This is a genomic window from Streptomyces sp. NPDC040432, assembly GCF_055595445.1.
This window is the reverse complement of the sequence record NZ_JBVIVP010000003.1, coordinates 504,312-529,537: the sequence shown is the minus strand read 5'-3', so window position 1 is coordinate 529,537 and position 25,226 is coordinate 504,312. Positions and strand designations below refer to the sequence as shown.

Here is a 25,226-nt window from a genome sequence, read left to right as displayed (position 1 = left end):
CCGCCCCGTGCGCTTGGATGTCCGGATGACCGACATGATCCTGACAGCGCTGGAGCGGTACTACGACGCGGTTCCCCGCCGGGGCGGGGCCCGCGGCGAGGACTTCGGACCGCTGACCCTCTTCGTGCAGGAGGGTGAGGGCTGGAAGTACTACGCGCGCCCCACGCCCGGAGCCCCGGAGGCCACCGCGGCCGACGTGGAGCGGGTGCGGGAGCGACAGCGGGAGCTGGAGTTGCCCGAGGCGTTCGAGTGGGTGGCCGAGAACAACCCCGCCCTGCGGGCCGCCGCGGAGGCGGCGGGCCTGCACGTCCACGCGCACCCACTCATGGTCCTGGAGGCCGACGCGGAACCGCCCGCGCCGCATCCCGACGTCCTGACCCTAGGACCGGACGACCCGTTGCTGGCGGCGGCGGTGACGGTGCCCGCGCTGGCGTTCTCCGCGCCGGGCACCGCACTCGGCGAGGCGGGCCCCGCCGAACTCGCCTCCGCGCTGGCCGACCCGGGCGTGGCACAGCGCCGCGCCTTCGTCGCGCAGATGCTCGCGTCGGGTCGCACGGGGTTGGCGGCGGCCGTCCGGGACGGCGTGGTGCTGTGCTCGGGCCAGTTCAACCCGGTCGGTGAGGTCTCCGAGATCGTGGGGGTGGGCACGCTGCCCGCCGCCCGACGGCAGGGCCTGGCCCTCGGGGTGACCGCGGCCCTGGTGGAGCAGGCCCGCGAGCGGGGGGCCGGGATGGTGTTCCTGTCGGCCGGCGACGAGGACGTGGCCCGGATCTACGGGCGCGCCGGGTTCCGCCGGGTCGGCACCGCCATGATCGCGGAGCCCCCTGCGGAGTAGCCGCGTCCGTACCGGGCCCGCGAGCGGCCGGGCCGCCGCGCGCGGGGCGGGTACGCGAACGGGTCCGGACCGGCTTCGGGGCCGGTCCGGACCCGGACGCGATGCTGTGGGCCGCGGGCTGCGCGCCCGTGGCTCCGTGGGGTCAGAAGCCGAGCTTGCGGAGCTGCTTGGGGTCGCGCTGCCAGTCCTTGGCGACCTTCACGTGCAGGTCGAGGAAGACGGGCGTGCCGAGCAGCGCCTCGATGTGCTTGCGCGACTTCATGCCGACCTCCTTCAGACGCGAGCCCTTCGGGCCGATGATGATGCCCTTCTGGCTGGGACGCTCGATGTAGACGTTGGCGTGGATGTCCAGCAGCGGACGGTCGGCCGGGCGGTTCTCCCGCGGGATCATCTCCTCGACCACGACGGCGATGGAGTGCGGGAGCTCGTCGCGCACGCCTTCCAGCGCGGCCTCGCGGATCAGCTCGGCGACCATGACCATCTCGGGCTCGTCGGTGAGGTCGCCCTCCGGGTAGAGCGGCGGGCTCTCCGGCAGCAGCGGCGCGATCAGGTCGGCCAGCAGCTGGACCTGGCTGTCGCCGACGGCCGAGACGGGCACGATCTCGGCCCACTCGAAACCGAGCTCGGCGGCGAGCTGGTGCACGGCGAGGAGTTGTTCGGCCAGCGCCTTGGACTCGACCAGGTCGGTCTTGGTGATGATGGCGATCTTGGGGGTCTTCTTGATCCCCGCGAGCTCCTTGGCGATGAACTTGTCGCCGGGGCCGAGCTTCTGGTCGGCGGGCAGGCAGAAGCCGATGACGTCGACCTCGGACCAGGTGGCCCGCACGACGTCGTTGAGGCGCTCGCCGAGCAGGGTGCGCGGCTTGTGCAGACCCGGCGTGTCGACCAGGACGAGCTGCGCGTCGGGGCGGTGCACGATGCCGCGGACGGTGTGGCGCGTGGTCTGCGGCCGGTTGGAGGTGATCGCGACCTTGGTGCCCACGAGCGCGTTGGTCAGGGTCGACTTGCCCGCGTTGGGGCGGCCGACGAAGCAGGCGAAGCCCGCGCGGTGCGGGGCGGTGGGCTCGGGGGAACGATCGCTCATACGGGCCATTCTCCCCGATGCGGCTCCCAGCGCCGACCAGGCCACCGCCACGAGGGCCGAAGCGAGGCCCAGAGCGGTCGTCAGACGCGGGTGCGCGGCGTGGCCGGCGCCGCCGCGGGCGCTCGCTCCCCCGCCCTCGGCGTGCACCGTCAACCGGCTCCATTCCAGGTCGGGCGGGTCGTCCCAGCCGGCGGTGAGCGTGACCCGCGTCCCGGGGAGCAGTTCGGCGGGCAGGCCCGTGAGCTCGCGGCGGAGCAGGTCACGGCCGAGGAAACCGGAGGCGGTGACGGTCCCTCGGGGGCGCAGCGTCACGTTGCCGAGGTTGTGGAGGGTGTAGGTGACCACCGCTCCGGTTCCGCCGGCCGCGACCCGGACGTCCTCGACGGAGAGGGCGGGGGCGGTGGGTCCCGCGACCCTCAGGTACAGGCGGGCGGCGACGGCCTGCCGTACGCCGATCCCGGCACCGGCGGGGGCGGCGGGGCCGTCCTCGACGGCGACGACGGCCCCCGGGTGGTCACCCGGCTCGGCCCGCTCGGGGACGGCGACGGTGAACGGCACGTCCACGGTGCCCCCGGCCGGAACGGTGACCCGCTCCCGCGACAGCCGGGTCCAGGCGGCGGCGCCCAGGCGCGGCTCGTCGGGGCCGCGCAGGGCGAAACCGCCGTCGCGGGCGGTGTTGTGGGCGTCGGCGGCGTACAGCAGGAAGGTGCGGGGCCGGTCGGTGCGGTTGGCGACGGTGACGGTGTCCCGCACCTCTGCCCCGGGTGGGGCGGAGAGGTAGAAGTAGGGGCGCTGTCCGACGGTGGTCGCGGCCGGGAGGACGGACCACCGGCCGTTGTCCGCGGCGGCTGCCGATCCGGTGGGGGCGAGCGTCCCGAGCAGGACAAGGGCCGCCACGGCCAGGGCGGCCAGGGCGGCCCGTACGACCCCGCCGGCCCGGGTGGGCGGGGCGGGGCGGCGGTCGCGGGTCACGACAGGGTCAGCGTCAGGACCGCCGTGTACGCGCCCGGCGGGGTGTAGGGCGGTACCTGGAGGGAGACGGCGGCGTCCACCGTGAAGGTGCCGCCGGTCGTCGGGCCGTCGGCCGTGGAGGCCAGGACGGCACCGTCCGGTCCGACGGCGCCCGCGCTGCCCGCCGCGCAGGCGCCGGGGCTGCCCTCGGCGGCCGTGCAGGACGGGGTCCAGGACAGTCGGGCGCCGGGGATGCGGATGCCGCCGGGGCCGGTGAAGTCGGTGACCTTGCCGACCAGCGACCATCCCGCCGGGCCGCCGCGGGCGTCCTTGACGGTGACGGTGCCGATCCGCCCGGGGGCCGCGCCGCCGTCCCCGTACGGAACCGCCCCGAGGGTCACCGACTCGCCCGCCTGGGTCATGGCGAGGGTCCCCGGCTCCACGGTGGCGGTCACCTCGCGGGCCAGGGGCTCGGGGGTGCGCGCGGGCGCCGGCGGGGCGGGCTGGACGACGGTGTAGGCGGCCGGGGCGGTGCCCCGGGGCGCCGTCCAGGCCGGGCCCTCGTACCCGACCACCCCCGTGGTCGCCCGGTCCGTCAGGGGCAGTTCCGCGACGACCTCCCCCCGCTCGTCGGCGGTGGCGGCGACCCGGTCGGCCGTCTCGGCGGCGCCCGCCCGGCCCGCCACGGTCACGGCCGCGCCGGGGGCGAAGCCGGCGCCGGTGACTTTGACGCGGGCGCCCGGCGCTCCGTAGGCGGTGGCGAGGGTGAGGCCGCGCAGGTTGGCGGTGGGCAGCGGGGTCGCGGTCAGGCTCTGGGACACCGGGGTGCCCGGTCCCGCGGTGCAGACCGTGGCCAGGTCGAGCAGGTGGGCGGTGTGCAGGGTGTAGGCGCCCGGGGTGAGGGTGATCGAGCCGGGCGCGGTGACGGTGAAGGTGCCGGTCATGGTCACCGCCGGGAGCGGGCCGCCGGGCGGAACCGGCTCGTTGCGCTTGGCTCCGGTGACGGTGACCTCGCCGCTCTGCGCACCGCCCAGCAGGACCCGTCCGGTGGGGGTCAGCACGTCCGCGGGCAGCTCGGAGGGGAGCGGGTTCACGGCCGGGGCGGCGGCCACCTGGTAGGTCACCGTGACCGTGTCGCCGACGCGGGGCGCCGGGTCGTCGACGGTGATCCGGGCCATGGTGGGGCCGTCCGCGGGCGGCAGTCCGGCTTCCTGCGGGGGCAGGCAGTGGGTGGGGAACTCCACCTGCCCGGGAGGCGTTTCCCCCACGGCGGCGGCCGGTGCGCCCAGCGCTCCCCCGGTCACCGCCGCGAGCACGACCATGCCGACGGCCGCCGACCGTCTCCTGCTGCGCGCGCCTGTTCGCACTGCCCGCCCCCTGCGTCCGTCGCCCCGACAGGGGGCCATTCACGAGCGGGCGGCGGGAGAAGTCAATGCACGGGCCCGGCAGCGTCTGATGGCCCATCAGAAGCCGGCAGGATGACCCGATCCGCGGTGTCCGCGGCCGGGCGGAAGGTGCGCCGGTAGGCCGTCGGGCTCACCCCCAGTGCCGCCTGGACGTGCTTGCGCAGCGACTGGGCGGTTCCGAAGCCGGCCTCCCGCGCGACCTGTTCCATCGACAGCTCCGTCCGCTCCAGGAGCCGCCGGGCCCGCTCGACCCGCTGCCCGGTGATCCACTCCCCCGGGCTGACCCCGGATTCCTCGCGGAACCGGCGCGTGAAGGTGCGTACCGACACGGCCTCCTGCCGGGCCAGGTCGCTGAGGCGCAGCGGTTCGTGCAGCCTGTCCAGCACCCAGGCGCGGGCCGCCGTGGTGGAGGCCTGTCGCGGCTCGGGCAGCGGCCGGTCGATGAACTGGGCCTGACCGCCCTCCCGGTGGGGCGGTACGACGGTCCGCCGGGCCACCTCGTTGGCGACGGCCACGCCGTGGTCGCGGCGCACGATGTGCAGGCACAGGTCGATCCCGGCGGCGACACCGGCCGAGGTGAGCACGTCCCCGTCATCGGTGTACAGCACGCCCGGATCGACGCGGACGGCCGGGAAGAGCCGCTGGAAGTGCTCGGCGGAGGCCCAGTGCGTGGTGGCGGGCCGGCCGTCCAGGTAGCCGGCGGCGGCCAGTACGTAGCCGCCCGTACAGATCGAGACGAGCCGGGTGCCGGGTCGGATGTGTGCGAGGGCCGCCGCGAGCCCCTCGGTCAGCACCCCGGACTCGTGCACCGGGCCCAACTCGTACGAGGCGGGCACCACGACCGTGTCGGCCGTGGCCAGCAGCTCCGGGCCGTGCTCGACGTGGACCGCGAAGTCGGCGTCCGTGGACACCGGGCCGGGGGCCAGTCCGCAGGTGAGGATCTCGTAGAGCGGCCGGCCCGCCGGGTCCTTGGCCCGCCCGAAGATCCGGTGCGGGATCCCGAGCTCGAAGGGCAGCAGCCCCGCGAGGGCGAGGACGACGACGCGGTGGGCGGGGGCCGGGGGCGGCGCCGGCCGGTTCGACTCCATGGCCCGATCATACCGAAGCGTGACAGTCAGGCCACTGTCGGCGGGTGCGTCGCCCACCGGAAGCTGTCGGGGTGACGCAGACAGCACCCACCTCCACCGCCCCCACGGGCGCTCCACGGGCCCCCCGCCGGGCCGGCCGCATCCACCGCGCCTGGTACGCGGCGGCCGTCGCCTTCGTGACGATCATCGGCGCCGCCGCCTTCAGCTCCCTGCCGGGCCTCCTCATCGAACCCCTGCACGAGGAGTTCGACTGGTCGCGGGGCACCATCGGCTTCGCCGTCTCCGTCAACCTCGCCCTCTACGGGCTCACGGCGCCGTTCGCCGCCGCGCTGATGGATCGTTTCGGCATCCGCAAGGTCGTCGCCCTGGCCCTCACCGTCATCGCCGGCGGCTCGGTGGCCACGGTGTGGATGACACGACCGTGGCAGCTGGTCCTCTACTGGGGCGTCCTCGTCGGCCTCGGCAGCGGCTCGATGGCGCTGGCCTTCGCGGCGACCGTCACCAACCGCTGGTTCACGGCGCGGCGCGGCCTGGTCACCGGGATCCTCACGGCGGCGGGGGCCTCCGGGCAACTGGTGTTCCTGCCGCTGCTGTCATGGATGGTCGAACACCACGGCTGGCGCCCGGCGGCCGTCACCGTCTCCCTCGCGGCGCTGGCCGTCGTGCCGTTCGTATGGCTGCTGCTGCGCGACCACCCCGCCGATGTGGGGCTCGCGCCGTACGGGGGCGACTACGCGGCCAAGCCGGTGCCGGTGCCGGGTGCGGCGCGGCGGGCGGTGACGGTGCTGTTCAAGGCGGCGCGGACGGGGCCGTTCTGGCTGCTTGCCGGCACCTTCGCGATCTGCGGGGCCTCGACGAACGGGCTGGTCAAGACCCATTTCGTGCCGGCCGCGCACGACCACGGCATGCCGGTGACGGCGGCCGCCGGGCTGCTGGCGGTGATCGGCGTGTTCGACGTCGTCGGGACCGTTGCCTCCGGCTGGTTCACGGACCGCTTCGACGCGCGACGGTTGCTGGCGGTGTACTACGCGCTGCGGGGGATCTCGCTGCTCTTCCTCCCGATGCTGCTCGCGCCGTCGGTGCACCCGCCGATGGTGTTCTTCATCGTCTTCTACGGCCTGGACTGGGTCGCCACCGTTCCGCCGACGATCGCCCTGTGCCGGGAGCACTACGGGGAGGACAGTGCGATCGTCTTCGGCTGGGTCCTGGCCTCGCACCAGGTGGGCGCGGCGCTGGTGGCCTTCCTGGGCGGTGTCGCCCGGGACGCCTTCGGCTCGTACGACCTCGTCTGGTACGCGTCCGGGGGGTTGTGCGCGATGGCGGCGCTCATGGCGATGGTGATCCGCCGACGGCAGGCTTGACCTGACCGGTCGGGGCGGGGGTGGGGGCTGCGGGTTCGGGGGCTGCGGGTGGGCCGGTGCCGGGGTGGGGTGTCGTCCGGGACGGGCATGATTTATGGCGCCCTGACAGGGGCTGCGTGGGCGGGGCGGTGGCGTGCGCCAACAAATCACGTTTTAGTCCCGGACGACACCCCACCCCGTCCCCGACCCCGACCAAATCCAGCCCCGCCGGCGATTGAGGCGGACCTTCAGCCCCGCCGGCGCTTGAGGCGAGCCTTTCAGCCTCGCCGGCGTTTGAGGCGCGGGGTCCGGGGCGGAGCCCCGGGAACCTGCACCCAGACCCCGCCGCACCCTCCAGCCCCGCCACAACCCCAGCCCCGCCGGCGTTTGAGGCGCGGGGTACGGGGCGGAGCCCCGGGGGGCCTGCACCGGGACCCCGCCGCACACTCCAGCCCCGCAGGGTCAGGCGGGGCGGGCCGGGGTCGTTGACTTCAGGGTGCCGTCCGGGCCCGCCAGGAGGAGCGGGGTGTCCGGCCCGCCCAGGTCCGCGACGGCCGCGCGATCGGCGTCCGCCGGAGCCCCGGCCTCCGTCACCACGGCCGCCGCCTCCAGGGAGCGCGCCCCGCTCGCCACGGCCATCGCGACCGCCGTCTGCAGCGCGCTCAGCTTCAGGGAGTCCAGCGCCACCGTCCCGGCGACGTACGTCCGGCCGGTCTCGTCGCGCACGGCCGCACCCTCCGGCACCCCGTTGCGGGCGCGGGCGCTGCGGGCCAGCGTGATGATCTTGGTGTCCTCGGGGTCGATGCCCGTGCTCTCCGTCATGGTCGAAAGCATAGGGATGGCGCGGGCGGAGCCGGACGACCGGCCCCGCCCCCGGTCGGCTCAGGGCCGGTCGAGCCGGAGCCGTTCCGCCTTCGGGAGCCCCGCGACGACCAGGTCGTACGAGTCCTCCACCAGCTCGCGCACCAGCGCGTCCGGCAGTCCACCCACGGTCACCGTGTTCCAGTGTCGCTTGTTCATGTGCCGGCCGGGCTCGATCGCCTCGTGTTCCTCGCGTTGGCGCACCGCCAGCTCCGGCTCGCACTTGAGGTTGACCTTCAGCGGTTCCGCGTCCAGGGCGCTGAGCGCGAACACCTTGCCCAGCACCTTGAACACCGAGGTCTCGGGGGTGAACGGGAACTCCTCGACCGCCGCGTTGAAGCCGAGGCAGAACGCGCGCAGTTCGGCGGGGGTCATTCGCCCTCCTCCCCGTCGGCGGCGGCCGGGGGCACCGGCTCGACCAGCACCGTCACGATCTTGTTCCTGCGGCCCGCCGGGGATTCGGCGGTCAGTCGCAGCGGGCGTCCGTCCGGCAGGTCGACCGTGGCCGAGGCGCCGGCGATCGGCACCCGGCCCAGCGCCTTGGCCAGCAGCCCACCGACCGTCTCCACGTCCTCGTCGTCGAAGGCCAGCGCCCCGAACAGCTCGCCGAGGTCGGTGATGTCCAGGCGCGCTGTGACCCGGTAGCGGTCGCCGCCCAGGTCCTCGACGGGCGGCAGCTCGCGGTCGTACTCGTCGGTGATCTCTCCGACGATCTCCTCCAGGATGTCCTCGATGGTGACGATCCCGGCCGTGCCGCCGTACTCGTCGATGACGACGGCCACGTGGTTGCGCACGGACTGCATCTCGCGCAGCAGGTCCCCGGCGTTCTTCGTGTCGGGCACGAACACCGCCTGCCGCATCGCCGTGGAGACCAGGTCGGCCTCCGCCTCCCGACTGATGTGGGTCTTGCGGACGAGGTCCTTCAGGTAGACGATCCCGACGATGTCGTCCTCGTTCTCCCCGGTGACGGGGATCCGCGAGAAGCCGGACCGCAGGGCGAGCGTGGTGGCCTGACGGACCGTCTTGTAGCGCTCTATGCAGACCAGGTCGGTGCGGGGCACCATCACCTCGCGCACGAGGGTGTCACCCAACTCGAAGACCTGGTGCACCATGCGGCGCTCGTCGTCCTCGATCAGCGATTCCTTCTCCGCGAGGTCCACCATCGCGCGCAGCTCCGCCTCGGAGGCGAAGGGCCCCTTGCGGAAGCCCTTGCCGGGCGTGAGCGCGTTGCCGATGAGGATGAGGAGCTGCGGGATCGGCCCCATGATCCGGGCGAGCGGTACGAGGACGTACGCGGCGGCCGTCGCGGTGTTCAGCGGGTGCTGGCGGCCGATGGTGCGCGGGGACACGCCGACCGCGACGTAGGAGACCAGCACCATCACGCCGATGGCGACGAACAGGGCCGTCCAGTTCTCGCCGAACTCGTCGAGGCAGACGTACGTGACGAGCACGCCCGCCGCCATCTCGCAGGTGACGCGCACCAGCAGCGCCACGTTCACGTAGCGGGTGGGATCCCCGGTGACCTGGGCGAGCTTCGCGCTGCCGCGCCGGTTCTCCCGTACGGCCTGCTCGGCGCGGAAGCTGGAGACGCGGGCGATCCCGGACTCGGCGCACGCCGCGAACCAGGCCACCACCACCAGCAGGACCGCTCCCGTGATCAGCTGGGGGGCGTTCACGAGACGGTCGGGGCCGGGGACGGGCCGGTCACGCCGCGTTCACCGCGCCAGCCGTCGACGATGGCCGCCTGGAGGCCGAACATCTCGGCCTTCTCGTCCGGCTCCTCGTGGTCGTAGCCGAGGAGGTGCAGCACCCCGTGGACGGTGAGGAGTTGGAGCTCCTCGTCCATGGAGTGCTGCGTCGGGGCTTCCTCGCCCTGCTTCTTCGCCACCTCGGGGCACAGCACGATGTCGCCGAGGAGCCCCTGCGGGGGCTCCTCGTCGTCCTTCGACGGCGGACGGAGTTCGTCCATCGGGAAGGACATGACGTCGGTCGGGCCGGGCAGATCCATCCACTGGATGTGGAGCTGCTCCATGGCGTCCTCGTCGATGACGATGACGGAGAGCTCGGAGAGCGGGTGGATCCGCATCCGGGTGAGCGCGTAGCGGGCGATGTCGAGGATCGCCTGCTCGTCGACCTCGGTTCCGGACTCGTTGTTGACGTCGATCGACATGGTGCGCTGAGCTCTACTTCCGCTGGTGGCCGTTCGTGGCCTGCTGGCTGTCGTCGTACTTCTCGTACGCGTCGACGATACGGCCGACCAGCTTGTGGCGGACGACATCCTCGGACGTGAGCCGTGAGAAGTGGATGTCGCGCACGCCTTCGAGGATGTCCTGGACCTGTCGCAGACCGCTGCGGGCCCCGCCCGGCAGGTCGACCTGCGTGACGTCACCGGTGATCACGATCTTCGAATCGAAGCCGAGCCGGGTCAGGAACATCTTCATCTGCTCGGTGGTGGTGTTCTGCGCCTCGTCGAGGACGACGAAGGCCTCGTTCAAGGTGCGGCCCCGCATGTACGCCAGGGGTGCCACCTCGATCGTTCCGGCGGCCATCAGGCGGGGGATGGAGTCCGGGTCGATCATGTCGTGCAGGGCGTCGTAGAGCGGCCGCAGGTACGGGTCGATCTTGTCGAACAGGGTGCCCGGGAGGAAGCCGAGGCGCTCGCCGGCCTCGACGGCGGGGCGGGTCAGGATGATCCGGCTGACCTGCTTGGACTGCAGGGCCTGGACCGCCTTCGCCATGGCGAGGTAGGTCTTTCCGGTACCGGCGGGGCCGATGCCGAAGACGATCGTGTTCTTGTCGATCGCGTCGACGTACCGCTTCTGGTTGAGCGTCTTGGGGCGGATCGTGCGGCCGCGGCTGGAGAGGATGTTCTGCGTGAGCACCTCGGCGGGGGTCTCGTCCTCGCCGCCTCCCGAGCCGTTGGCCCGGAGCATGCCGATCGAGCGTTCCACTGCGTCCTCCGTCATCGGCTGCCCGGTGCGGAGCACCAGCATCATCTCGTCGAACAAGCGCTGGATGAGGGCGACTTCCGCCGCTTCACCGACCGCGCTGACCTGATTTCCCCGAACGTGGATGTCGGCCTTCGGGAAAGCCCTCTCGATCACCCGCAACAGGGCGTCGCCGGAGCCGAGCACGGTCACCATGGGGTGGCTGGCCGGAACCGTGAAATGGGCGCGCGCCTGGCCCGGCGCGGGGGTGTGGCCTGTCGGTGTCTGAGTCATGGGCCGGCACTGTGGCCTGCGCATACCTCCCACTGAAGGGTCGCGCGGATCGCCGACCTCCGGAGTACCAAGGGTACGTCCACGACCTCGCTTCCCCGAGGGGTTTTCCGGCTGGGCCGCGCCGGGAACGGGCGTACGGTCACACGGGGTGCTTGAACCCGATCGTCGGGACGGCGCGGCGGCGCGGGGAGGGATCCGCGCCGGGGGGCACCAGGGCGTCGAGGAAGCCGTAGCGGTCCCGCAGCCGGTCCGGGGCCGCGCGCCACCAGTGGGCCACCTCCGGCCAGCCCGGGGCGGACAGGGAGCCGCCGAACTCCTGGACGGAGAGGGCCGCCGTCAGTCCGGCGAAGGCGAGCCGGTCGGCCAGCGGCCAGCCGGCCAGGCTGCCGGTGACGAACCCGGCGACGTACACGTCCCCGGCGCCGGTGGGGTCCAGGGCGTCGACGGTGATCGCGGGCACCTCGGCGGTCTCCCCGGTCCGGGAGTCGACCGCGTACGAGCCCTCGGAACCCATCGTCACCACCGCCACCGGCACTTTCTCCGCGAGCGCCCGGGCGGCCGCGCGCGGACACTCGGTCCGGGTGTAGCGCATCGCCTCGCCCGCGTTGGGGAGGAAGGCCTCGCAGTGCTCCAGGTCGGCGAGGGCGCCCAGGTCCCAGCGCCCCGTCTCGTCCCACCCCACGTCCGCGAAGATCCGCGATCCGCGGCGGGCGGCCTCGGCGATCCATCCCTCGCCGGGCCCGGCGGCCAGCGAGGCCACGGCGGCCCGGGCCTTCGGGGGGCAGCGGGGAACGGCCCCGGGGCCCGCCGGGGGCGGGGCCTCGTGGCCGTGGGAGACCATCGTCCGCTCGCCCTCGTAGGCCATCGAGACGGTGACGGGGCTGTGCCAGCCGGGGATGGTCCGCGACATGGTCAGGTCGATGCCCTCGCCCTGTTCGAGCGCGTCCCAGCAGTACTCGCCGTAGTGGTCGTCGCCGAAGGCGGCGGCGAGGGAGGTCCGCAGGCCGAGCCGGGCCAGGGCGGTGGCCATGTTGGCGACGCCGCCGGGGCTGGAGCCCATGCCGCGCGCCCAGGACTCGGTGCCGCGCACCGGGGCCGAGTCGAGGCCGGTGAAGATGATGTCGAGGAAGACCGTGCCGGTGAGGAAGACGTCGCAGCCCGGTTCGTGGGGATCGCGGAGCGGTTCCAGCGGGTCCAGCTTGTCCAGCTTTTCCTGCGGGCTGATGAGGCTGTCCCGACTGGTCACGGTGTACTCCCCGGTGCGCGAAGGTCTGCGAGGCTGTGTGGAGGTCGATGAAGGTTTGAGAAGGGTCGTTTCTTCCGGTGGGCTCGGAGGTGGAGGACGGCGGCGGACCGCGGATGGCCACGGAGGGCCGTCGGGGCCGGCCCGACCGCCCCGTCCCGCAGAACCGAAACCAGTGTGACCCACCTCACCATTCGATGGCCGCCGTCCGCGGCGCGGGCCCGGAAGGGCGCCGCGGCGGTCCCGGCCGGCCGATCAGGAGCGCTTCGGTACCGCGACCGTGACCAGGTCCGCCGCGATCGTCAGCTCGCCCTCGAACCCCGCCGCCCGTGCCTCCCGCTCGAACGCGGAGGGGTCGGTGTACCGCTGCGAGAAGTGCGTCAGGACCAGGTGCCGGACGCCCGCGTCCCGCGCCACCCGGGCGGCCTGACCGGCGGTGAGGTGTCCGTGGTCGGTGGCGAGCCGCTCGTCGGCCTCCAGGAACGTCGACTCGATCACCAGCATGTCGCAGCCTTCCGCCAGTTCGTCGACCCCGGAGCACAGTCGGGTGTCCATGACGAAGGCGAACCGCTGACCGGCCCGGTGTTCGCTGACGTCGTCGAGACCGACTCCGTCCAGTTGCCCCTCGCGCCGGATGCGCCCGACGTCGGGCCCCTTGATCCCGTGGCGCGCGAGCAGCTCGGGCACCATCCGGCGTCCGTCCGGCTCCGTGATCCGGTAGCCGAAGGACTCCACCGGGTGCGAGAGCAGCCGCGCTTCCAGGACGTACGAGGGCCCCTGCGCGAGCACCCCGTCCCGGGACACCGGCTCCTCGGCGAGCGCCACCGTCTCCCGGTAGGCGGTCGCGTACCGGAGCCGGTCGAAGAACTTCTGCCCGGAGGCCGGGTAGTGCGCGGTGACCGGGTGCGGGACCTGGTCCAGGTTGATGCGCTGGATCACCCCGGCCAGGCCGAGGCTGTGGTCGCCGTGGAAGTGCGTGACGCAGATCCGGTTGATGTCGTGCGCGGCGACCCCGGCCCGCAGCATCTGCCGCTGCGTGCCCTCACCCGGGTCGAAGAGGATGCCCTCGCCGTCCCAGCGCAGCAGGTAGCCGTTGTGGTTGCGGTGGCGGGTGGGAACCTGGCTGGCGGTGCCGAGCACCACGAATTCGCGTACGGACACGATCTATCCCGGGGGCCATTCGAGGCCGCGGCCGCCGAGAACGTGCGCGTGCGCGTGGAAGACGGTCTGGCCGGCGCCGGCGCCCGTGTTGAGGACGATCCGGTAGCCGTGCTCCTCGATCTTCTCGTCGGCGGCGACCCGTCCGGCCTCGGCCAGTACGTCGGCCGCGATGCCCGGCTCGGCTGCCGCGAGGGAGGCCGCGTCGGGGTAGTGCGCCTTGGGGATGACCAGGACGTGGGTCGGCGCCTGCGGGTTGATGTCCCGGAAGGCGATCGTCGTCGCGGTCTCCCGGACGACGGTCGCCGGCACGGCGCCCTCGACGATCTTGCAGAACAGGCAGTCCGCCTGCGGTTCCCCGGCCATTGCTGCGCCTCCCGTGACGTTGATCGGTCCGGGCATCGTAGCCGCCCCGACGACGGAAACGGCCCGGTCCGCCGGAGATCCGCCGGTGCCCGCCCCGGCCCGCGCGGAGCGGGGCCCGCGAGGCCGGGAGGGTCAGGACCAGCGGCCGGTGCGCGCCAGAAGGACCGCGGCCGCGGCCGTGCCGGCGGTGGAGGTGCGCAGGACGCTGCGGCCCAGTCGGTAGGGCCGGGCCCCGGCCTGCGCGAAGGCGGCCAGTTCCTCGGGCGAGACCCCGCCCTCGGGGCCGACGACCAGGACGACGGAGCCGGATGCGGGCAGCGGGGCCGTCGCGAGGGCGTCGGAGGCGGCGTCGCGGTCCTCGTGGAGCACCATGGCCAGGTCGGCCTCGGCGAGCAGCGCGGCGACCTGCTTCGTGGACAGGGCCTCGGCCACCTCGGGGAACCGGACGCGGCGGGACTGCTTGCCGGACTCCCGGGCGGTGGCGCGCCACTTGGCCAGGGACTTGGCGCCGCGGTCGCCGCGCCACTGGGTGATGCAGCGCGAGGCCTGCCAGGGGACGATCGCGTCCACGCCGGTCTCGGTCATCGTCTCGACGGCGACCTCGCCCCGGTCCCCCTTGGGCAGGGCCTGGACCACCGTGATCCGGACGGCCGGTTCGGCCTCCTCGGACACCTCGGCGACGGAGACGACGAGCCGGTCCTTGCCCTCGGCGGACTTCACGACGGCCTCGGCCCAGCGGCCCCGGCCGTCGGTGAGGACGACCTCCTCGCCCGGGTTGAGCCGCTTCACCGACACGGCGTGCCGGCCTTCGGGGCCGTCCAGTACGAACTCGGGCCCCGCGGGGACCTCCTCGACCACGAACACGGGGGCCGTCATGACGCTCTCCTCATCTGCAACACCTTCAACGAGCTCTGTGCCTGGACCAGTTCGGTCGCCAGCACCTCCACCAGGTCCCCGGCCGGCATCACCCGCGCCAGCCGGTGCCCCTGCCCGGCCCACAGCGACATGCCCTGGGGATCGCCCGCGGCGGCGGCGGCCTTGCGCAGCCCCGAGGTCATGTGGTGGATCTGAGGGTAGGCGGCGGGGGCGTACGGTCCGTGCTCGCGCATGAACCGGTTGACGAGGCCCCGGGCCGGGCGGCCCGAGAAGGCCCGGGTGAGTTCCGTGTGGGCGAACAGGGGGTCCGTCAGGGCCTTCTTGTGCAGCGGGTGCGCGCCGGACTCCGGGCAGGCGAGGAAGGCCGTGCCGAGTTGCGCCGCCTCCGCGCCCGCCGCGAGGAGCGCGGCGATCTGCGCGCCGCGCATGAGGCCGCCGGAGGCGATGAGGGGGAGGGTGACCGCCTCGCGCACCTGGGCGACCAGGGCGAGCAGGCCGACGGCGGCGGTGCCGTCGGTCTGCGGGTCGTCGCGGTAGGTGCCCTGGTGGCCGCCGGCCTCGACGCCCTGGACGCAAAGGGCGTCGGCGCCGGCTTCCTGCGCGGCGCGGGCCTCGTCGACGGAGGTGACGGTGACGATGCCGTAGGTGCCGGCCTTGCGCAGCCGGGTGAACACGGCGGGCGCGGGACAGCCGAAGGTGAAGGAGACGACCGCGACGGGGTCGTCGAGGAGGATCGCGAGTTTGGCCTCGTAGCCGTCGTCGCAGGTCCCGATGATGTCCTCCTCGGCGAGGGAGACCTCGTACCAGCTGGCCTCCCCGGCGAGCTGCCCTCGGTACGCCTCGACGGCGGTCGGGTCGACGTAGGCGTTCTGCGGCATGAACAGGTTCACGCCGAAGGGGCGGCGGGTGAGCCCGCGCGTCTGCTTGATCTCCTGGTACATGCCGTCGGCCGTCTTGTAGCCGCCCGCGAGGAAGCCCAGCCCGCCGGCCTCGCACACGGCGGCCGCCAGGGGTGGGCAGGAGGCGCCGCCCGCCATGGGAGCCTGCACGATCGGGTACGGGGAGAGACCGTTCGGTGCGGAGGACATGGACTGCATCGTGCCACGTCCCGACCACCGGGCCGAATCACGGCAATTCGCCTGGCATAGTCCGCTTCCCGGGTGTCCCGAACGGGTCCCCCGGAACGCGCGGGAGCCCGGTCCGGGATGACCCCGGGCCGGGCTCCTGCGTGCTGTCGCGGGCCGCTCAGCGGCCGTTGAACGCGTCCTTCAGACGGCTGAACAGGCCCTGCTGGCCGGGCGCGAACTGCCCCGTGGGCCGCTCCTCGCCGCGGAGCTTCGCCAGCTGGCGCAGCAGTTCCTCCTGCTGCGCGTCGAGCTTGCTCGGGGTGGTCACCTCGACGTGGACGATGAGGTCTCCCCGGCCGCCGCCGCGCAGGTGCGTGACGCCGCGCCCGTGCAGCGGGATCGACTGGCCGGACTGGGTGCCGGGCCGGATGTCGATCTCCTCCATGCCGTCCAGGGTCTCCAGCGGACACTTGGTGCCGAGGGAGGCCGCCGTCATCGGGATCGTGACCGTGCAGTGCAGGTCGTCACCGCGCCGTTGGAAGGTGGCGTGGGGCAGCTCGTGGATCTCCACGTAGAGGTCGCCGGCGGGGCCGCCGCCGGGGCCGACCTCGCCCTCGCCCGCGAGCTGGATCCGGGTGCCGTTCTCGACACCGGCGGGGATCTTCACCGTCAGGTTGCGGCGGGAACGGACCCGGCCGTCGCCCGCGCACTCGGCGCACGGGGTGGGGACCACGGTGCCGAAGCCCTGGCACTGGGGGCAGGGTCGCGAGGTCATGACCTGGCCCAGGAAGGACCGGGTGACCTGCGAGACCTCGCCGCGACCGCGGCACATGTCGCACGTCTGCGCGGAGGTGCCGGGTGCGGCGCCCTCACCGGAGCAGGTGGTGCAGACGATGGCCGTGTCGACCTGGATGGGCTTGGTCGTCCCGAAGGCCGCCTCGTCCAGTTCCAGGTCCAGGCGGATCATGGCGTCCTGGCCCCGGCGGGTCCGCGAGCGCGGTCCGCGCTGCTGGGACTGGCCGAAGAAGGCGTCCATGATGTCGGAGAAGTTGCCGAAGCCACCGGCACCGAAGCCGCCCGCCCCGCCTCCGCCGCCGGCGGAGAGGGGGTCACCGCCCAGGTCGTGGACCTGCTTCTTCTGCGGGTCCGAGAGGACCTCGTAGGCGGCGTTGATCTCCTTGAAGCGCTCTTGCGTCTTGGGATCGGGATTGACATCCGGGTGCAGCTCGCGGGCGAGCCGCCGGAATGCCTTCTTGATCTCGTCCTGGGATGCGTCGCGGCGCACGCCGAGTACGGCGTAGTAGTCCGTGGCCACTTACGACTCCGCCAGGATCTGTCCGACGTAACGTGCCACTGCGCGTACCGCTCCCATCGTTCCGGGGTAGTCCATGCGGGTCGGTCCGACCACGCCGAGTTTGGCGACTGCCTCGCCGCCCGAACCGTAGCCGACGGAGACGACCGACGTGGAGTTGAGCCCCTCGTAGGCGTTCTCGTGACCGATCCGTACCGCCATCCCCGACTCCCCCGCCTCGCCCAGCAGCTTGAGCAGCACGACGTGCTCCTCAAGCGCTTCGAGCACCGGCCTGATCGTCAAGGGAAAATCATGTCCGAAGCGAGTGAGGTTCGCGGTGCCGCCGATCATCAGCCGCTCCTCCGCCTCCTCCTCCAGCGTTTCGAGGAGGGTGTCGAGGACGGCCTTGACCGTCGCCCGGTCCTCGGTCTCGAAGGACTCCGGAAGGTCCTGCACGAGCTGCGGCACGTCGGTGAACCGACGGCCCACGACCCGACTGTTCAGCCGCGCCCGCAGATCGGCCAGGGAGTTCTCCCCGAAGGGCGTCTGGCAGTCCACGAGCCGCTGTTCGACCCGCCCGGTGTCCGTGATCACCACGAGCATCAACCGGGCCGGGGCCAGGGAGAGCAGTTCGACGTGCCGGACGGTGGAACGGGTCAGGGACGGGTACTGGACGACGGCGACCTGGCGGGTGAGCTGCGCGAGGAGGCGCACCGTGCGGCCCACCACGTCGTCGAGGTCGACGGCCCCGTCGAGGAAGTTCTGGATGGCCCGGCGCTCGGGCGTCGACAGCGGCTTGACCCCCGCCAGCTTGTCGACGAAGAGGCGGTAGCCCTTGTCCGTGGGGATCCGGCCGGCGCTGGTGTGGGGCTGGGCGATGTAGCCCTCCTCCTCCAGCACGGCCATGTCGTTGCGCACGGTCGCCGGGGACACACCGAGGCGGTGCCGCTCGGTGAGCGCCTTGGAACCGACCGGTTCCTCCGTCCCGACGTAGTCCTGGACGATGGCGCGCAGCACTTCGAGCCTGCGTTCACTGAGCATCGCGCACACCTCCGGATGCGGTCGTGTCGGTCGGTCCCGGTCGGTCCCGGGTCCGGTTTCGGTCGGTATTCGGTCCGGCCTGGTCGGCCGCTGCCGGCACTCTGCGCGTGCGAGTGCCAGAGATGCCCCGGTCAGTGTACGGCCGGGTGGTACGCGGCGGGCAAGGGCGGCCCGTCAGGGTAGCGTCGCGCCATGGACGTACGTTGGGAAGAGGCGGGCTGGGAACGGCTCACCGGACGGGCCGGCCGGCGCCGCCTTCCGGTGTGGGACTGCACGGTGGGACTGGTGGTGGGGGACGAGTCGGTCCTCCTGATCGACCCGGGTTCCTCCGTGCGGGAGGGCGCCGAGGTGCGCGCCGAGGTGGAGCGCCTGACGGGCCGCCGCGTGACCCATATCGCATTCACGCACGGACATTTCGACCATGTGATGGGCGCACCGGCCTTCCCGGAGGCCGAGGTCTTCGGCGCGGTCGGCCTGGAGCGGTTGCTGGCTCCCGCCAGGGGCCGCGAGGAGCTGCGGGCGAGCGCGGTCCGCAACGGGCTGGCCGAGGCCGATGCCGCCACGGCCGCGGAGCTCCTGCGGGCGCCTCAGCACCTGGTGTCGGGCGAGTGGACGCTGGAGCTGGGCGGGGTGCAGGTGTTGCTGGCCAACCTGGGGCCCGCGCACTCGCAGTACGACCTGACCGTCTTCGTGCCGGGTGAGCGGGAGGTGGTGTTCTGCGGGGACATCGTCGAGGAGTCGGGCGAGCCCCAGGCGGGCCGGGACGCGGTCCCCGGACAGTGGCCCGCCGCCCTGGACCGGCTGCTGTCCCTCGGCGGGGACGACGCCGTGTACGTGCCGGGTCACGGAGCGCTGGTCACGGCCGGCTTCGTACGTGAGCAACGCGCCACACTGGCGGCCCGGTTCGGCGTGTCGGAGGCGTGAGCGGCCGGGCTCTCCTACGCTCGGCCGGATGCGCGAGTACTCCCCCGACCTGACCCCGCAGTGGAAGCGTCCCCGGGCGGTGCCCCAGGTGCCGGCGGACCCCGGCCTCGTGGTCGAGGTGGCGGGCGGTGACTTCTGCGGTGCGGTCGTCGAGTGCGAGGCGGGCACGGTGACCCTGGAGGACCGCTTCGGCAAGCGCCGGGCCTTCCCCCTGGAGCCGGCCGGCTTCCTGCTGGACGGCGCCACCGTGACCCTGGTCCGGGCCTCGCGGGCGCCGGCGGCGCCCGCGCGCACCGCGTCCGGCTCGGTGGCCGTCCCCGGAGCCCGGGCCCGGGTGGCCCGGGCCGGTCGGATCTACGTCGAGGGCCGGCACGACGCGGAGCTCGTGGAGCGGGTCTGGGGCGACGACCTGCGCATCGAGGGCGTGGTCGTGGAGTACCTGGAGGGCGTCGACGACCTGCCCGCCGTGGTGGCGGAGTTCGACCCGGCTCCGGACGCCCGCCTGGGCGTCCTGGTGGACCACCTGGTTCCGGGCTCGAAGGAGTCCCGGATCGCGGCGGCGGTGACCGGCGCGGACGTCCTGGTCGTGGGTCACCCGTACGTGGACGTCTGGCAGGCGGTGAAGCCGTCCGCGCTGGGCATCGCGGCCTGGCCGGTGGTGCCGCGCGGCCAGGACTGGAAGACGGGCGTCTGCCGCGCCCTGGGCTGGCCGGAGAACACCGGGGCGGCCTGGCAGCACATCCTGTCGCGGGTGACCTCGTACCGGGACCTGGAGCCGGCCCTACTGGGACGCGTCGAGGAACTGATCGACTTCGTCACGGCGCCCTGAGGGCCCCGGGCGGGACGGTCGCGTCACACGCCCCGGCCGGCGGCTCCCGGCCGGTCGACCGGGTCGCGACCGGTCGACCGGGTCGCGACCGGTCGACCGGGTCGCGGTTAGTCGACCAGGTCGCGGACCACCGCGTCGGCCAGCAGCCGGCCGCGCAGGGTCAGCACCGCCCGGCCGGCCGCGTACGGGCCCGCCTCCAGCAGGCCGTCCGACAGGGCCCGGCCGGCCGCCGCCAGCCCGGCGGGGGCCAGCAGCGACAGCGGGACGCCGTCCACGAGGCGCAGCTCCAGCAGGATCCGCTCCACCCTGCGGTCCTCCGCCGACAGGAGTTCGCGCCCGGCGCCCGGGGAGCGACCCTCCGCGAGGGCGGCCGCGTAGGCACCGGGGTGCTTGACGTTCCACCAGCGGACCCCGCCGACGTGCGAGTGGGCGCCCGGTCCGGCGCCCCACCAGTCGGCGCCGCGCCAGTACAGCTCGTTGTGCAGGCAGCGGCCCGCGTCCGAGGTGGCCCAGTTCGACACCTCGTACCAGGAGTAGCCCGCGTCGGCCATCACCGAGTCCGCGATCAGGTACCGGTCGGCGTGCACGTCGTCGTCGGTCATGGGGACCTCGCCGCGGCGGATGCGCCGCGCCAGCTGGGTACCCTCCTCGACGATCAGGGCGTAGGCGCTGACGTGGTCGGGTCCGGCGCCCAGCGCGGCCTCCAGGGAGGCCCGCCAGTCGTCGTCGGACTCCCCCGGCGTGCCGTAGATCAGGTCCAGGTTGACGTGCTCGAAGCCGGCTGCGCGGGCTTCCGCCACGCACGCCTCGGGCCGCCCCGGCGTGTGGGTGCGGTCGAGGACCTTCAGGACGTGCTGCTTGGCGCTCTGCATGCCGAAGGAGATCCGGTTGAAGCCGCCGGCCCGCAGTTCGGCGAGGTAGGCGGGGTTCACCGATTCGGGATTGGCCTCGGTGGTGATCTCCGCGTCCTGCGCCAGGCCGAACTCGTCGCGGATCGCCGCGAGCATCCGTACGAGGTCCCCGGCGGGCAGCAGCGTGGGCGTGCCGCCGCCCACGAAGACGGTGCGCACGGCGCGCGGGTCGTCACCGAGCACCTTGCGGGCGAGGCGGACCTCGTCGATCAGGGTGTCCGCGTAGTTCTCCCGGGAGGCGAGCACACCGCCGGTGCCCCGCAGCTCGGTGGCCGTGTAGGTGTTGAAGTCGCAGTACCCGCAGCGGGTGGCGCAGTACGGGACGTGCAGGTAGAACCCGAGCGGCCGGTCCCCGGCACCCGTGAGGGCGTGCGACGGCAGCGAGCCGTCTTCGGGCATGGGTTCACCGTCGGGCAGTGCGGAAGGCATGCCCCCATTGTCCCGCACCCGTGGCCCCGGGCGCCCCGCCCGCGGCGGGACGCCCGGGACCCGGCCGGTCCCGCCCGCGGGCGGGACCGGCCGGGCGGTGTCAGGCTTCGCGCGAGCCCTCGTACATCTCCTCGATGAGGTACTTGAACTCCCGCTCGACCACCGGGCGCTTCAGCTTGAGGCTGGGCGTGAGGTCGCCGTGCTCGACGTCCAGGTCACGGGGCAGCAGCCGGAACTTCTTGACCGTCTGCCACCTCTGGAGGCCCTCGTTCAGGGTCTGGACGTACGTCTCGATGAGGCGGCTGGTCTCCGGCGCGGCCAGGACCTGCCCGTACGACTTACCCTCCAGGCCGTTGTCGGCGGCCCAGGCCAGGATCGAGGGCTCGTCGAGGGCGATCAGCGCGGTGCAGAAGTTCCGGTCGGCGCCGTGCACGACGATGCTGGAGACGTAGGGGCAGATGCCCTTGAACTGGCCCTCGATCTCCGCGGGGGCGACGTACTTGCCGCCCGAGGTCTTGATCAGGTCCTTCTTGCGGTCGGTGATGCGCAGGTAGCCGTCGGGCGAGAGCTCGCCGATGTCACCGGTGTGCAGCCAGCCGTCGGACTCCAGGACCTCGGCGGTCTTGTCCGGCTGCTGGTGGTAGCCCTGCATGATGCCGGGGCCGCGCAGCATGACCTCGCCGTCGTCGGCGATGCGGACCTCGGTGCCGGGGAGCGGCTTGCCGACGGTGCCGGTGCGGTAGGCCTCGCCGGGGTTGACGAAGGAGGCCGCGCTGGACTCCGTCAGGCCGTAGCCCTCCAGGATGTGGATGCCGGCGCCCGAGAAGAAGTAGCCGATCTCGGGGGCGAGGGCGGACGCCCCGGAGACGGCGGCGCGGAGCTTGCCGCCGAAGGCCTCGCGGAGCTTGGAGTAGACGAGCGCGTCGGCGATCTTGTGCTGGGTGTTGAGGCCGAAGGGGGCGCTGGCCCGGCCGGTGCGGCGGAAGTTGTCCTGGGTGACCTTGGCGTACTCGCGGGAGACGCCCGCCGCCCACTGGAAGATCTTGTACTTGGCGCCGCCGCCCGCCCGGGCCTTGGCCGCGACACCGTTGTAGACCTTCTCGAAGATGCGCGGGACGGCCGCCATGTAGGTCGGCTGGACGATCGGCAGGTTCTCGATGATCTTGTCGATGCGTCCGTCGACGGCGGTGACGTGCCCCACCTCGATCTGGCCGGAGGTGAGCACCTTGCCGAAGACGTGCGCCAGCGGCAGCCACAGGTACTGGACGTCGTCCGCGGTGATCAGACCGGTGGCGACGGTGGCCTTGGCCATGTACGACCAGTTGTCGTGCGGCAGTCGGACGCCCTTGGGGCGGCCGGTGGTGCCGGAGGTGTAGATCAGGGTGGCGAGCTGGTCCGCGGTGATGTCCGCGATCCGCTGCTTCACCGCTTCGGGGTGCTTGGCGAGGTACTCCGCGCCGCGCGCCTCCAGGTCGGCGAGGGAGAGCACCCAGCCTTCGGGGTCGCCGTCGGCGGCGACCGCGTCCGCGGCCTCCAGGACGACGACGTGCGCGAGGTGCGGCAGGTCGGCGCGGCGCTCGCGCGCCTTCGCCAGCTGCGCGCCGTCCTCGGCGATCAGCACCAGGCTCTCGGAGTCCGCGAGGATGTACGCCGACTCCTCCGCGTTGGTGCTCGGGTAGATCGTGGTGACGGCGCCACCCGCGCACATCACGCCGAGGTCGGCGAGGATCCACTCGACCCGGGTGTTGGAGGCGAGGGCGACCCGCTGCTCCGGCTGGATGCCCAGGGCGATCAGCCCGGCGGCGATGCCGAAGACGCGTTCCGCGGCCTGCCCCCAGCTGAGCGACTTCCAGTCGTCGGGTCCGCCCTCGGGGCCGGCGGCCGGCACGGGGAAGCGATAGGCCTCCCTGTTCGGCGTTGCGGCGACGCGGTCAAGGAAGAGGGCCGCCACGGAGGGCGGACGGTTCTCGATCATGGTCTGTGTGTCGCTCACGACATCCTCCGGACCGGGTCCACGCGGCAGGGCGTGGGCGTGGGGCGCTTGGGACTGGCGGGGTGCAGCCACCACCCGTGCGGGTGGCGGTTCGACTGGCGCAATAGAACTGGCGAGTAACCATGGAGCAGTGATCAGACTAGAGGCCGCGTGGCCGGCACGTAAGAGCCCGCGAGCCGCCGCTTCATAACGAAACGGGCCCCCATGCGTGTGCATGTGGGCCCGTTTCGTACGACTTGGGCGATGCCGGTTCTTGACCCGCCCTTGGTGTTCCCTTGGCCGCCGCGCGCGGCGGCAGGCGCTACGGCTACTTCTTCTTGCCGCCGGACTCGTCGCTGGAGAGGACGGCGATGAAGGCCTCCTGCGGGACCTCCACGGAGCCGACCATCTTCATCCGCTTCTTGCCCTCCTTCTGCTTCTCCAGCAGCTTCCGCTTACGGGAGATGTCACCGCCGTAGCACTTGGCGAGGACATCCTTGCGGATGGCGCGGATGGTCTCGCGGGCGATGACGCGGGAGCCGACCGCGGCCTGGATCGGCACCTCGAAGGCCTGCCGCGGGATGAGCTCGCGCAGCTTGGCGACCAGGCGCACGCCGTAGGCGTAGGCGGCGTCCTTGTGCGTGACGGCGGAGAAGGCGTCGACCTTGTCGCCGTGCAGCAGGATGTCGACCTTGACCAGGCTGCCGGACTGCTCGCCGGTGGGCTCGTAGTCGAGGGAGGCGTAGCCGCGCGTCTTGGACTTCAGCTGGTCGAAGAAGTCGAAGACGATCTCCGCGAGGGGGAGGGTGTAGCGGATCTCGACCCGGTCCTCGGAGAGGTAGTCCATGCCGAGCAGCGTGCCGCGGCGGGTCTGGCAGAGCTCCATGATCGCGCCGATGAACTCGGTGGGCGCGAGCACGGTGGCCCGCACGACCGGCTCGAACACGTCCGAGATCTTGCCCTCGGGGAACTCGCTCGGGTTGGTGACGCTGACTTCCTTGCCGTCCTCCATGACCACGCGGTAGACCACGTTCGGCGCGGTGGCGATCAGGTCGAGACCGAACTCGCGCTCCAGGCGCTCGCGCACCACGTCCAGGTGCAGCAGGCCGAGGAAGCCGACGCGGAAGCCGAAGCCGAGGGCCGCGGAGGTCTCCGGCTCGTAGACGAGCGCGGCGTCGTTGAGCTGGAGCTTGTCCAGGGCCTCGCGCAGGTCCGGGTAGTCGGAACCGTCGAGCGGGTACAGGCCCGAGAAGACCATCGGACGCGGGTCCTTGTAGCCGCCGAGGGCCTCGGTCGCGCCGTTGTGCAGGCTGGTGATGGTGTCACCGACCTTGGACTGACGGACGTCCTTCACGCCGGTGATGATGTAGCCGACCTCGCCGACGCCGATGCCGTCGGCCGGGGTCATCTCCGGGGAGGAGACGCCGATCTCCAGCAGCTCGTGCGTGGCGCCGGTGGACATCATCCGGATGCGTTCGCGCTTGTTGAGCTGGCCGTCGACGACACGGACGTACGTCACGACACCGCGGTACGAGTCGTAGACCGAGTCGAAGATCATGGCGCGGGCCGGGGAGTCCTTGGGGCCGACCGGGGCCGGCACCGTGGCGACGATCTTGTCCAGCAGCGCGTCCACGCCGAGACCGGTCTTCGCCGAGACGCGCAGCACGTCCTCCGGCTGGCAACCGACCAGGTTCGCGAGCTCCTCCGCGAACTTCTCCGGCTGGGCCGCCGGGAGGTCGATCTTGTTCAGGACCGGGACGATGGCCAGGTCCTTCTCCATCGCCAGGTACAGATTGGCGAGGGTCTGCGCCTCGATGCCCTGGGCGGCGTCCACGAGCAGGACCGTGCCCTCGCAGGCCGCCAGCGAGCGCGAGACCTCGTAGGTGAAGTCGACGTGACCGGGCGTGTCGATCATGTTCAGGATGTGCGTGGTGCCCTTGCCCTCGCCCTCCGTGGGCGACCAGGGCAGACGGACCGCCTGCGACTTGATCGTGATGCCGCGCTCACGCTCGATGTCCATGCGGTCGAGGTACTGGGCGCGCATCTGCCGCTGGTCGACGACACCGGTGAGCTGGAGCATCCGGTCGGCGAGCGTCGACTTGCCGTGGTCGATGTGCGCGATGATGCAGAAGTTGCGGATCAGCGCCGGGTCGGTACGGCTCGGCTCGGGCACGTGGCTGGGGATCGCGGGCACGCAGTGTCCTGATTCTCGGTCGCAGTCGGAAGCGTTGTCTGAAGCGAAGTCTGCTCTCGTCGCCTCGTCGGCGCGATGTGGGATCTGTACGCAGACTCCCATGGTCCCATGGACGGGGCAGTGCGCTCGGTTTGGGCCG

The 25,226-nt window shown here is 72.7% G+C and carries 22 protein-coding genes; 4 read left to right on the top strand and 18 right to left on the bottom strand.

The annotated features are described in order from the left end of the window. Positions 1-25: 25 nt before the first annotated feature. Positions 26-835, top strand: coding sequence for a GNAT family N-acetyltransferase (locus tag ACZ58N_RS09485; RefSeq protein ID WP_471157325.1), 810 nt, complete (start codon positions 26-28; stop codon positions 833-835). 142 nt (positions 836-977) lie between these two features. On the opposite strand, the gene era is transcribed toward ACZ58N_RS09485, so the two are convergent. The 3 genes from era to ACZ58N_RS09470 all read right to left on the bottom strand — a co-directional run bounded on the left by era (position 978) and on the right by ACZ58N_RS09470 (position 5,364). Beyond that, positions 978-1,928, bottom strand: coding sequence for a GTPase Era (era, locus tag ACZ58N_RS09480; RefSeq protein WP_471157575.1), 951 nt, complete (start codon positions 1,926-1,928; stop codon positions 978-980). A 959-nt stretch (positions 1,929-2,887) separates the two neighbouring features. After that, the gene (locus ACZ58N_RS09475; RefSeq protein ID WP_471157573.1) at positions 2,888-4,192 is read right to left on the bottom strand and encodes a WxL domain-containing protein; all 1,305 of its coding nucleotides are present in this window, start codon (positions 4,190-4,192) and stop codon (positions 2,888-2,890) included. A 107-nt stretch (positions 4,193-4,299) separates the two neighbouring features. Continuing rightward, positions 4,300-5,364 carry a GlxA family transcriptional regulator gene (locus tag ACZ58N_RS09470; protein WP_471157323.1) on the bottom strand — a complete coding sequence of 355 codons (1,065 nt, stop codon included), beginning with the start codon at positions 5,362-5,364 and terminating at the stop codon, positions 4,300-4,302. A 71-nt stretch (positions 5,365-5,435) separates the two neighbouring features. On the opposite strand from ACZ58N_RS09470, the gene ACZ58N_RS09465 reads away from it, so the two are divergent. Beyond that, a complete protein-coding gene (locus tag ACZ58N_RS09465) occupies positions 5,436-6,725 on the top strand; it encodes an MFS transporter (protein WP_471157321.1) in 1,290 nt (429 codons plus the stop codon). Positions 6,726-7,166: 441 nt separating this feature from the next. Here ACZ58N_RS09465 and ACZ58N_RS09460 read toward each other — a convergent pair whose 3' ends face one another. From ACZ58N_RS09460 to hrcA, 12 genes are all read right to left on the bottom strand, one after another. Continuing rightward, positions 7,167-7,526: a cytidine deaminase gene (locus tag ACZ58N_RS09460; RefSeq protein ID WP_471157319.1), complete on the bottom strand. Its 360-nt coding sequence runs from the start codon at positions 7,524-7,526 to the stop codon at positions 7,167-7,169. Between the two features lie 60 nt (positions 7,527-7,586). After that, positions 7,587-7,940: an MmcQ/YjbR family DNA-binding protein gene (locus ACZ58N_RS09455; protein ID WP_471157318.1), complete on the bottom strand. Its 354-nt coding sequence runs from the start codon at positions 7,938-7,940 to the stop codon at positions 7,587-7,589. Continuing rightward, a complete protein-coding gene (locus ACZ58N_RS09450) occupies positions 7,937-9,241 on the bottom strand; it encodes a hemolysin family protein (RefSeq protein WP_389711018.1) in 1,305 nt (434 codons plus the stop codon). The genes ACZ58N_RS09455 and ACZ58N_RS09450 overlap by 4 nt, the downstream gene beginning before the upstream one ends. Next, positions 9,238-9,735, bottom strand: a complete 498-nt coding sequence (ybeY, locus tag ACZ58N_RS09445) for an rRNA maturation RNase YbeY (protein WP_471157317.1) — start codon at positions 9,733-9,735, stop codon at positions 9,238-9,240. The genes ACZ58N_RS09450 and ybeY overlap by 4 nt, the downstream gene beginning before the upstream one ends. 13 nt (positions 9,736-9,748) lie before the next feature. Next, a complete protein-coding gene (locus ACZ58N_RS09440; protein WP_471157316.1) occupies positions 9,749-10,786 on the bottom strand; it encodes a PhoH family protein in 1,038 nt (345 codons plus the stop codon). Between the two features lie 139 nt (positions 10,787-10,925). Beyond that, on the bottom strand, positions 10,926-12,011 hold the full coding sequence (locus tag ACZ58N_RS09435; RefSeq protein WP_471157572.1) for a carbohydrate kinase family protein: 1,086 nt from the start codon (positions 12,009-12,011) through the stop codon (positions 10,926-10,928). 273 nt (positions 12,012-12,284) lie between these two features. Further along, a complete protein-coding gene (locus tag ACZ58N_RS09430) occupies positions 12,285-13,190 on the bottom strand; it encodes a ribonuclease Z (RefSeq protein ID WP_471157314.1) in 906 nt (301 codons plus the stop codon). A 3-nt stretch (positions 13,191-13,193) separates the two neighbouring features. Then, entirely contained in the window at positions 13,194-13,553 is a 360-nt protein-coding gene (locus tag ACZ58N_RS09425; RefSeq protein ID WP_471157313.1) for a histidine triad nucleotide-binding protein, read from the bottom strand. Between the two features lie 132 nt (positions 13,554-13,685). Further along, positions 13,686-14,429 (bottom strand): 16S rRNA (uracil(1498)-N(3))-methyltransferase, encoded by a 744-nt coding sequence (locus ACZ58N_RS09420; protein WP_471157311.1) that lies wholly within the window; start codon positions 14,427-14,429, stop codon positions 13,686-13,688. After that, positions 14,426-15,517, bottom strand: coding sequence for a nitronate monooxygenase (locus ACZ58N_RS09415; protein ID WP_471157309.1), 1,092 nt, complete (start codon positions 15,515-15,517; stop codon positions 14,426-14,428). Before ACZ58N_RS09415 ends, ACZ58N_RS09420 begins: the two co-directional genes overlap by 4 nt. 157 nt (positions 15,518-15,674) lie before the next feature. After that, entirely contained in the window at positions 15,675-16,811 is a 1,137-nt protein-coding gene (dnaJ, locus tag ACZ58N_RS09410) for a molecular chaperone DnaJ (protein ID WP_471157308.1), read from the bottom strand. Next, a complete protein-coding gene (hrcA, locus tag ACZ58N_RS09405) occupies positions 16,812-17,828 on the bottom strand; it encodes a heat-inducible transcriptional repressor HrcA (protein WP_471157307.1) in 1,017 nt (338 codons plus the stop codon). It lies immediately after the preceding gene. Between the two features lie 192 nt (positions 17,829-18,020). Here hrcA and ACZ58N_RS09400 point away from each other — a divergent pair, with 192 nt between their 5' ends. Continuing rightward, a complete protein-coding gene (locus ACZ58N_RS09400) occupies positions 18,021-18,752 on the top strand; it encodes an MBL fold metallo-hydrolase (protein WP_471157306.1) in 732 nt (243 codons plus the stop codon). Positions 18,753-18,780: 28 nt separating this feature from the next. Further along, complete coding sequence (locus ACZ58N_RS09395; RefSeq protein WP_471157305.1) at positions 18,781-19,581, top strand: DUF3097 domain-containing protein; 801 nt, start codon at positions 18,781-18,783, stop codon at positions 19,579-19,581. A 107-nt stretch (positions 19,582-19,688) separates the two neighbouring features. Here the strand turns inward: ACZ58N_RS09395 and hemW are convergent, their stop codons facing one another. From hemW to lepA, 3 genes are all read right to left on the bottom strand, one after another. Then, positions 19,689-20,921, bottom strand: a complete 1,233-nt coding sequence (hemW, locus tag ACZ58N_RS09390) for a radical SAM family heme chaperone HemW (RefSeq protein WP_471157303.1) — start codon at positions 20,919-20,921, stop codon at positions 19,689-19,691. 100 nt (positions 20,922-21,021) lie between these two features. Continuing rightward, positions 21,022-22,914: an AMP-dependent synthetase/ligase gene (locus ACZ58N_RS09385; RefSeq protein WP_471157301.1), complete on the bottom strand. Its 1,893-nt coding sequence runs from the start codon at positions 22,912-22,914 to the stop codon at positions 21,022-21,024. Positions 22,915-23,221: 307 nt separating this feature from the next. Continuing rightward, positions 23,222-25,087, bottom strand: coding sequence for a translation elongation factor 4 (gene lepA, locus ACZ58N_RS09380; RefSeq protein ID WP_471157299.1), 1,866 nt, complete (start codon positions 25,085-25,087; stop codon positions 23,222-23,224). Between the last annotated feature and the right edge of the window lie 139 nt (positions 25,088-25,226).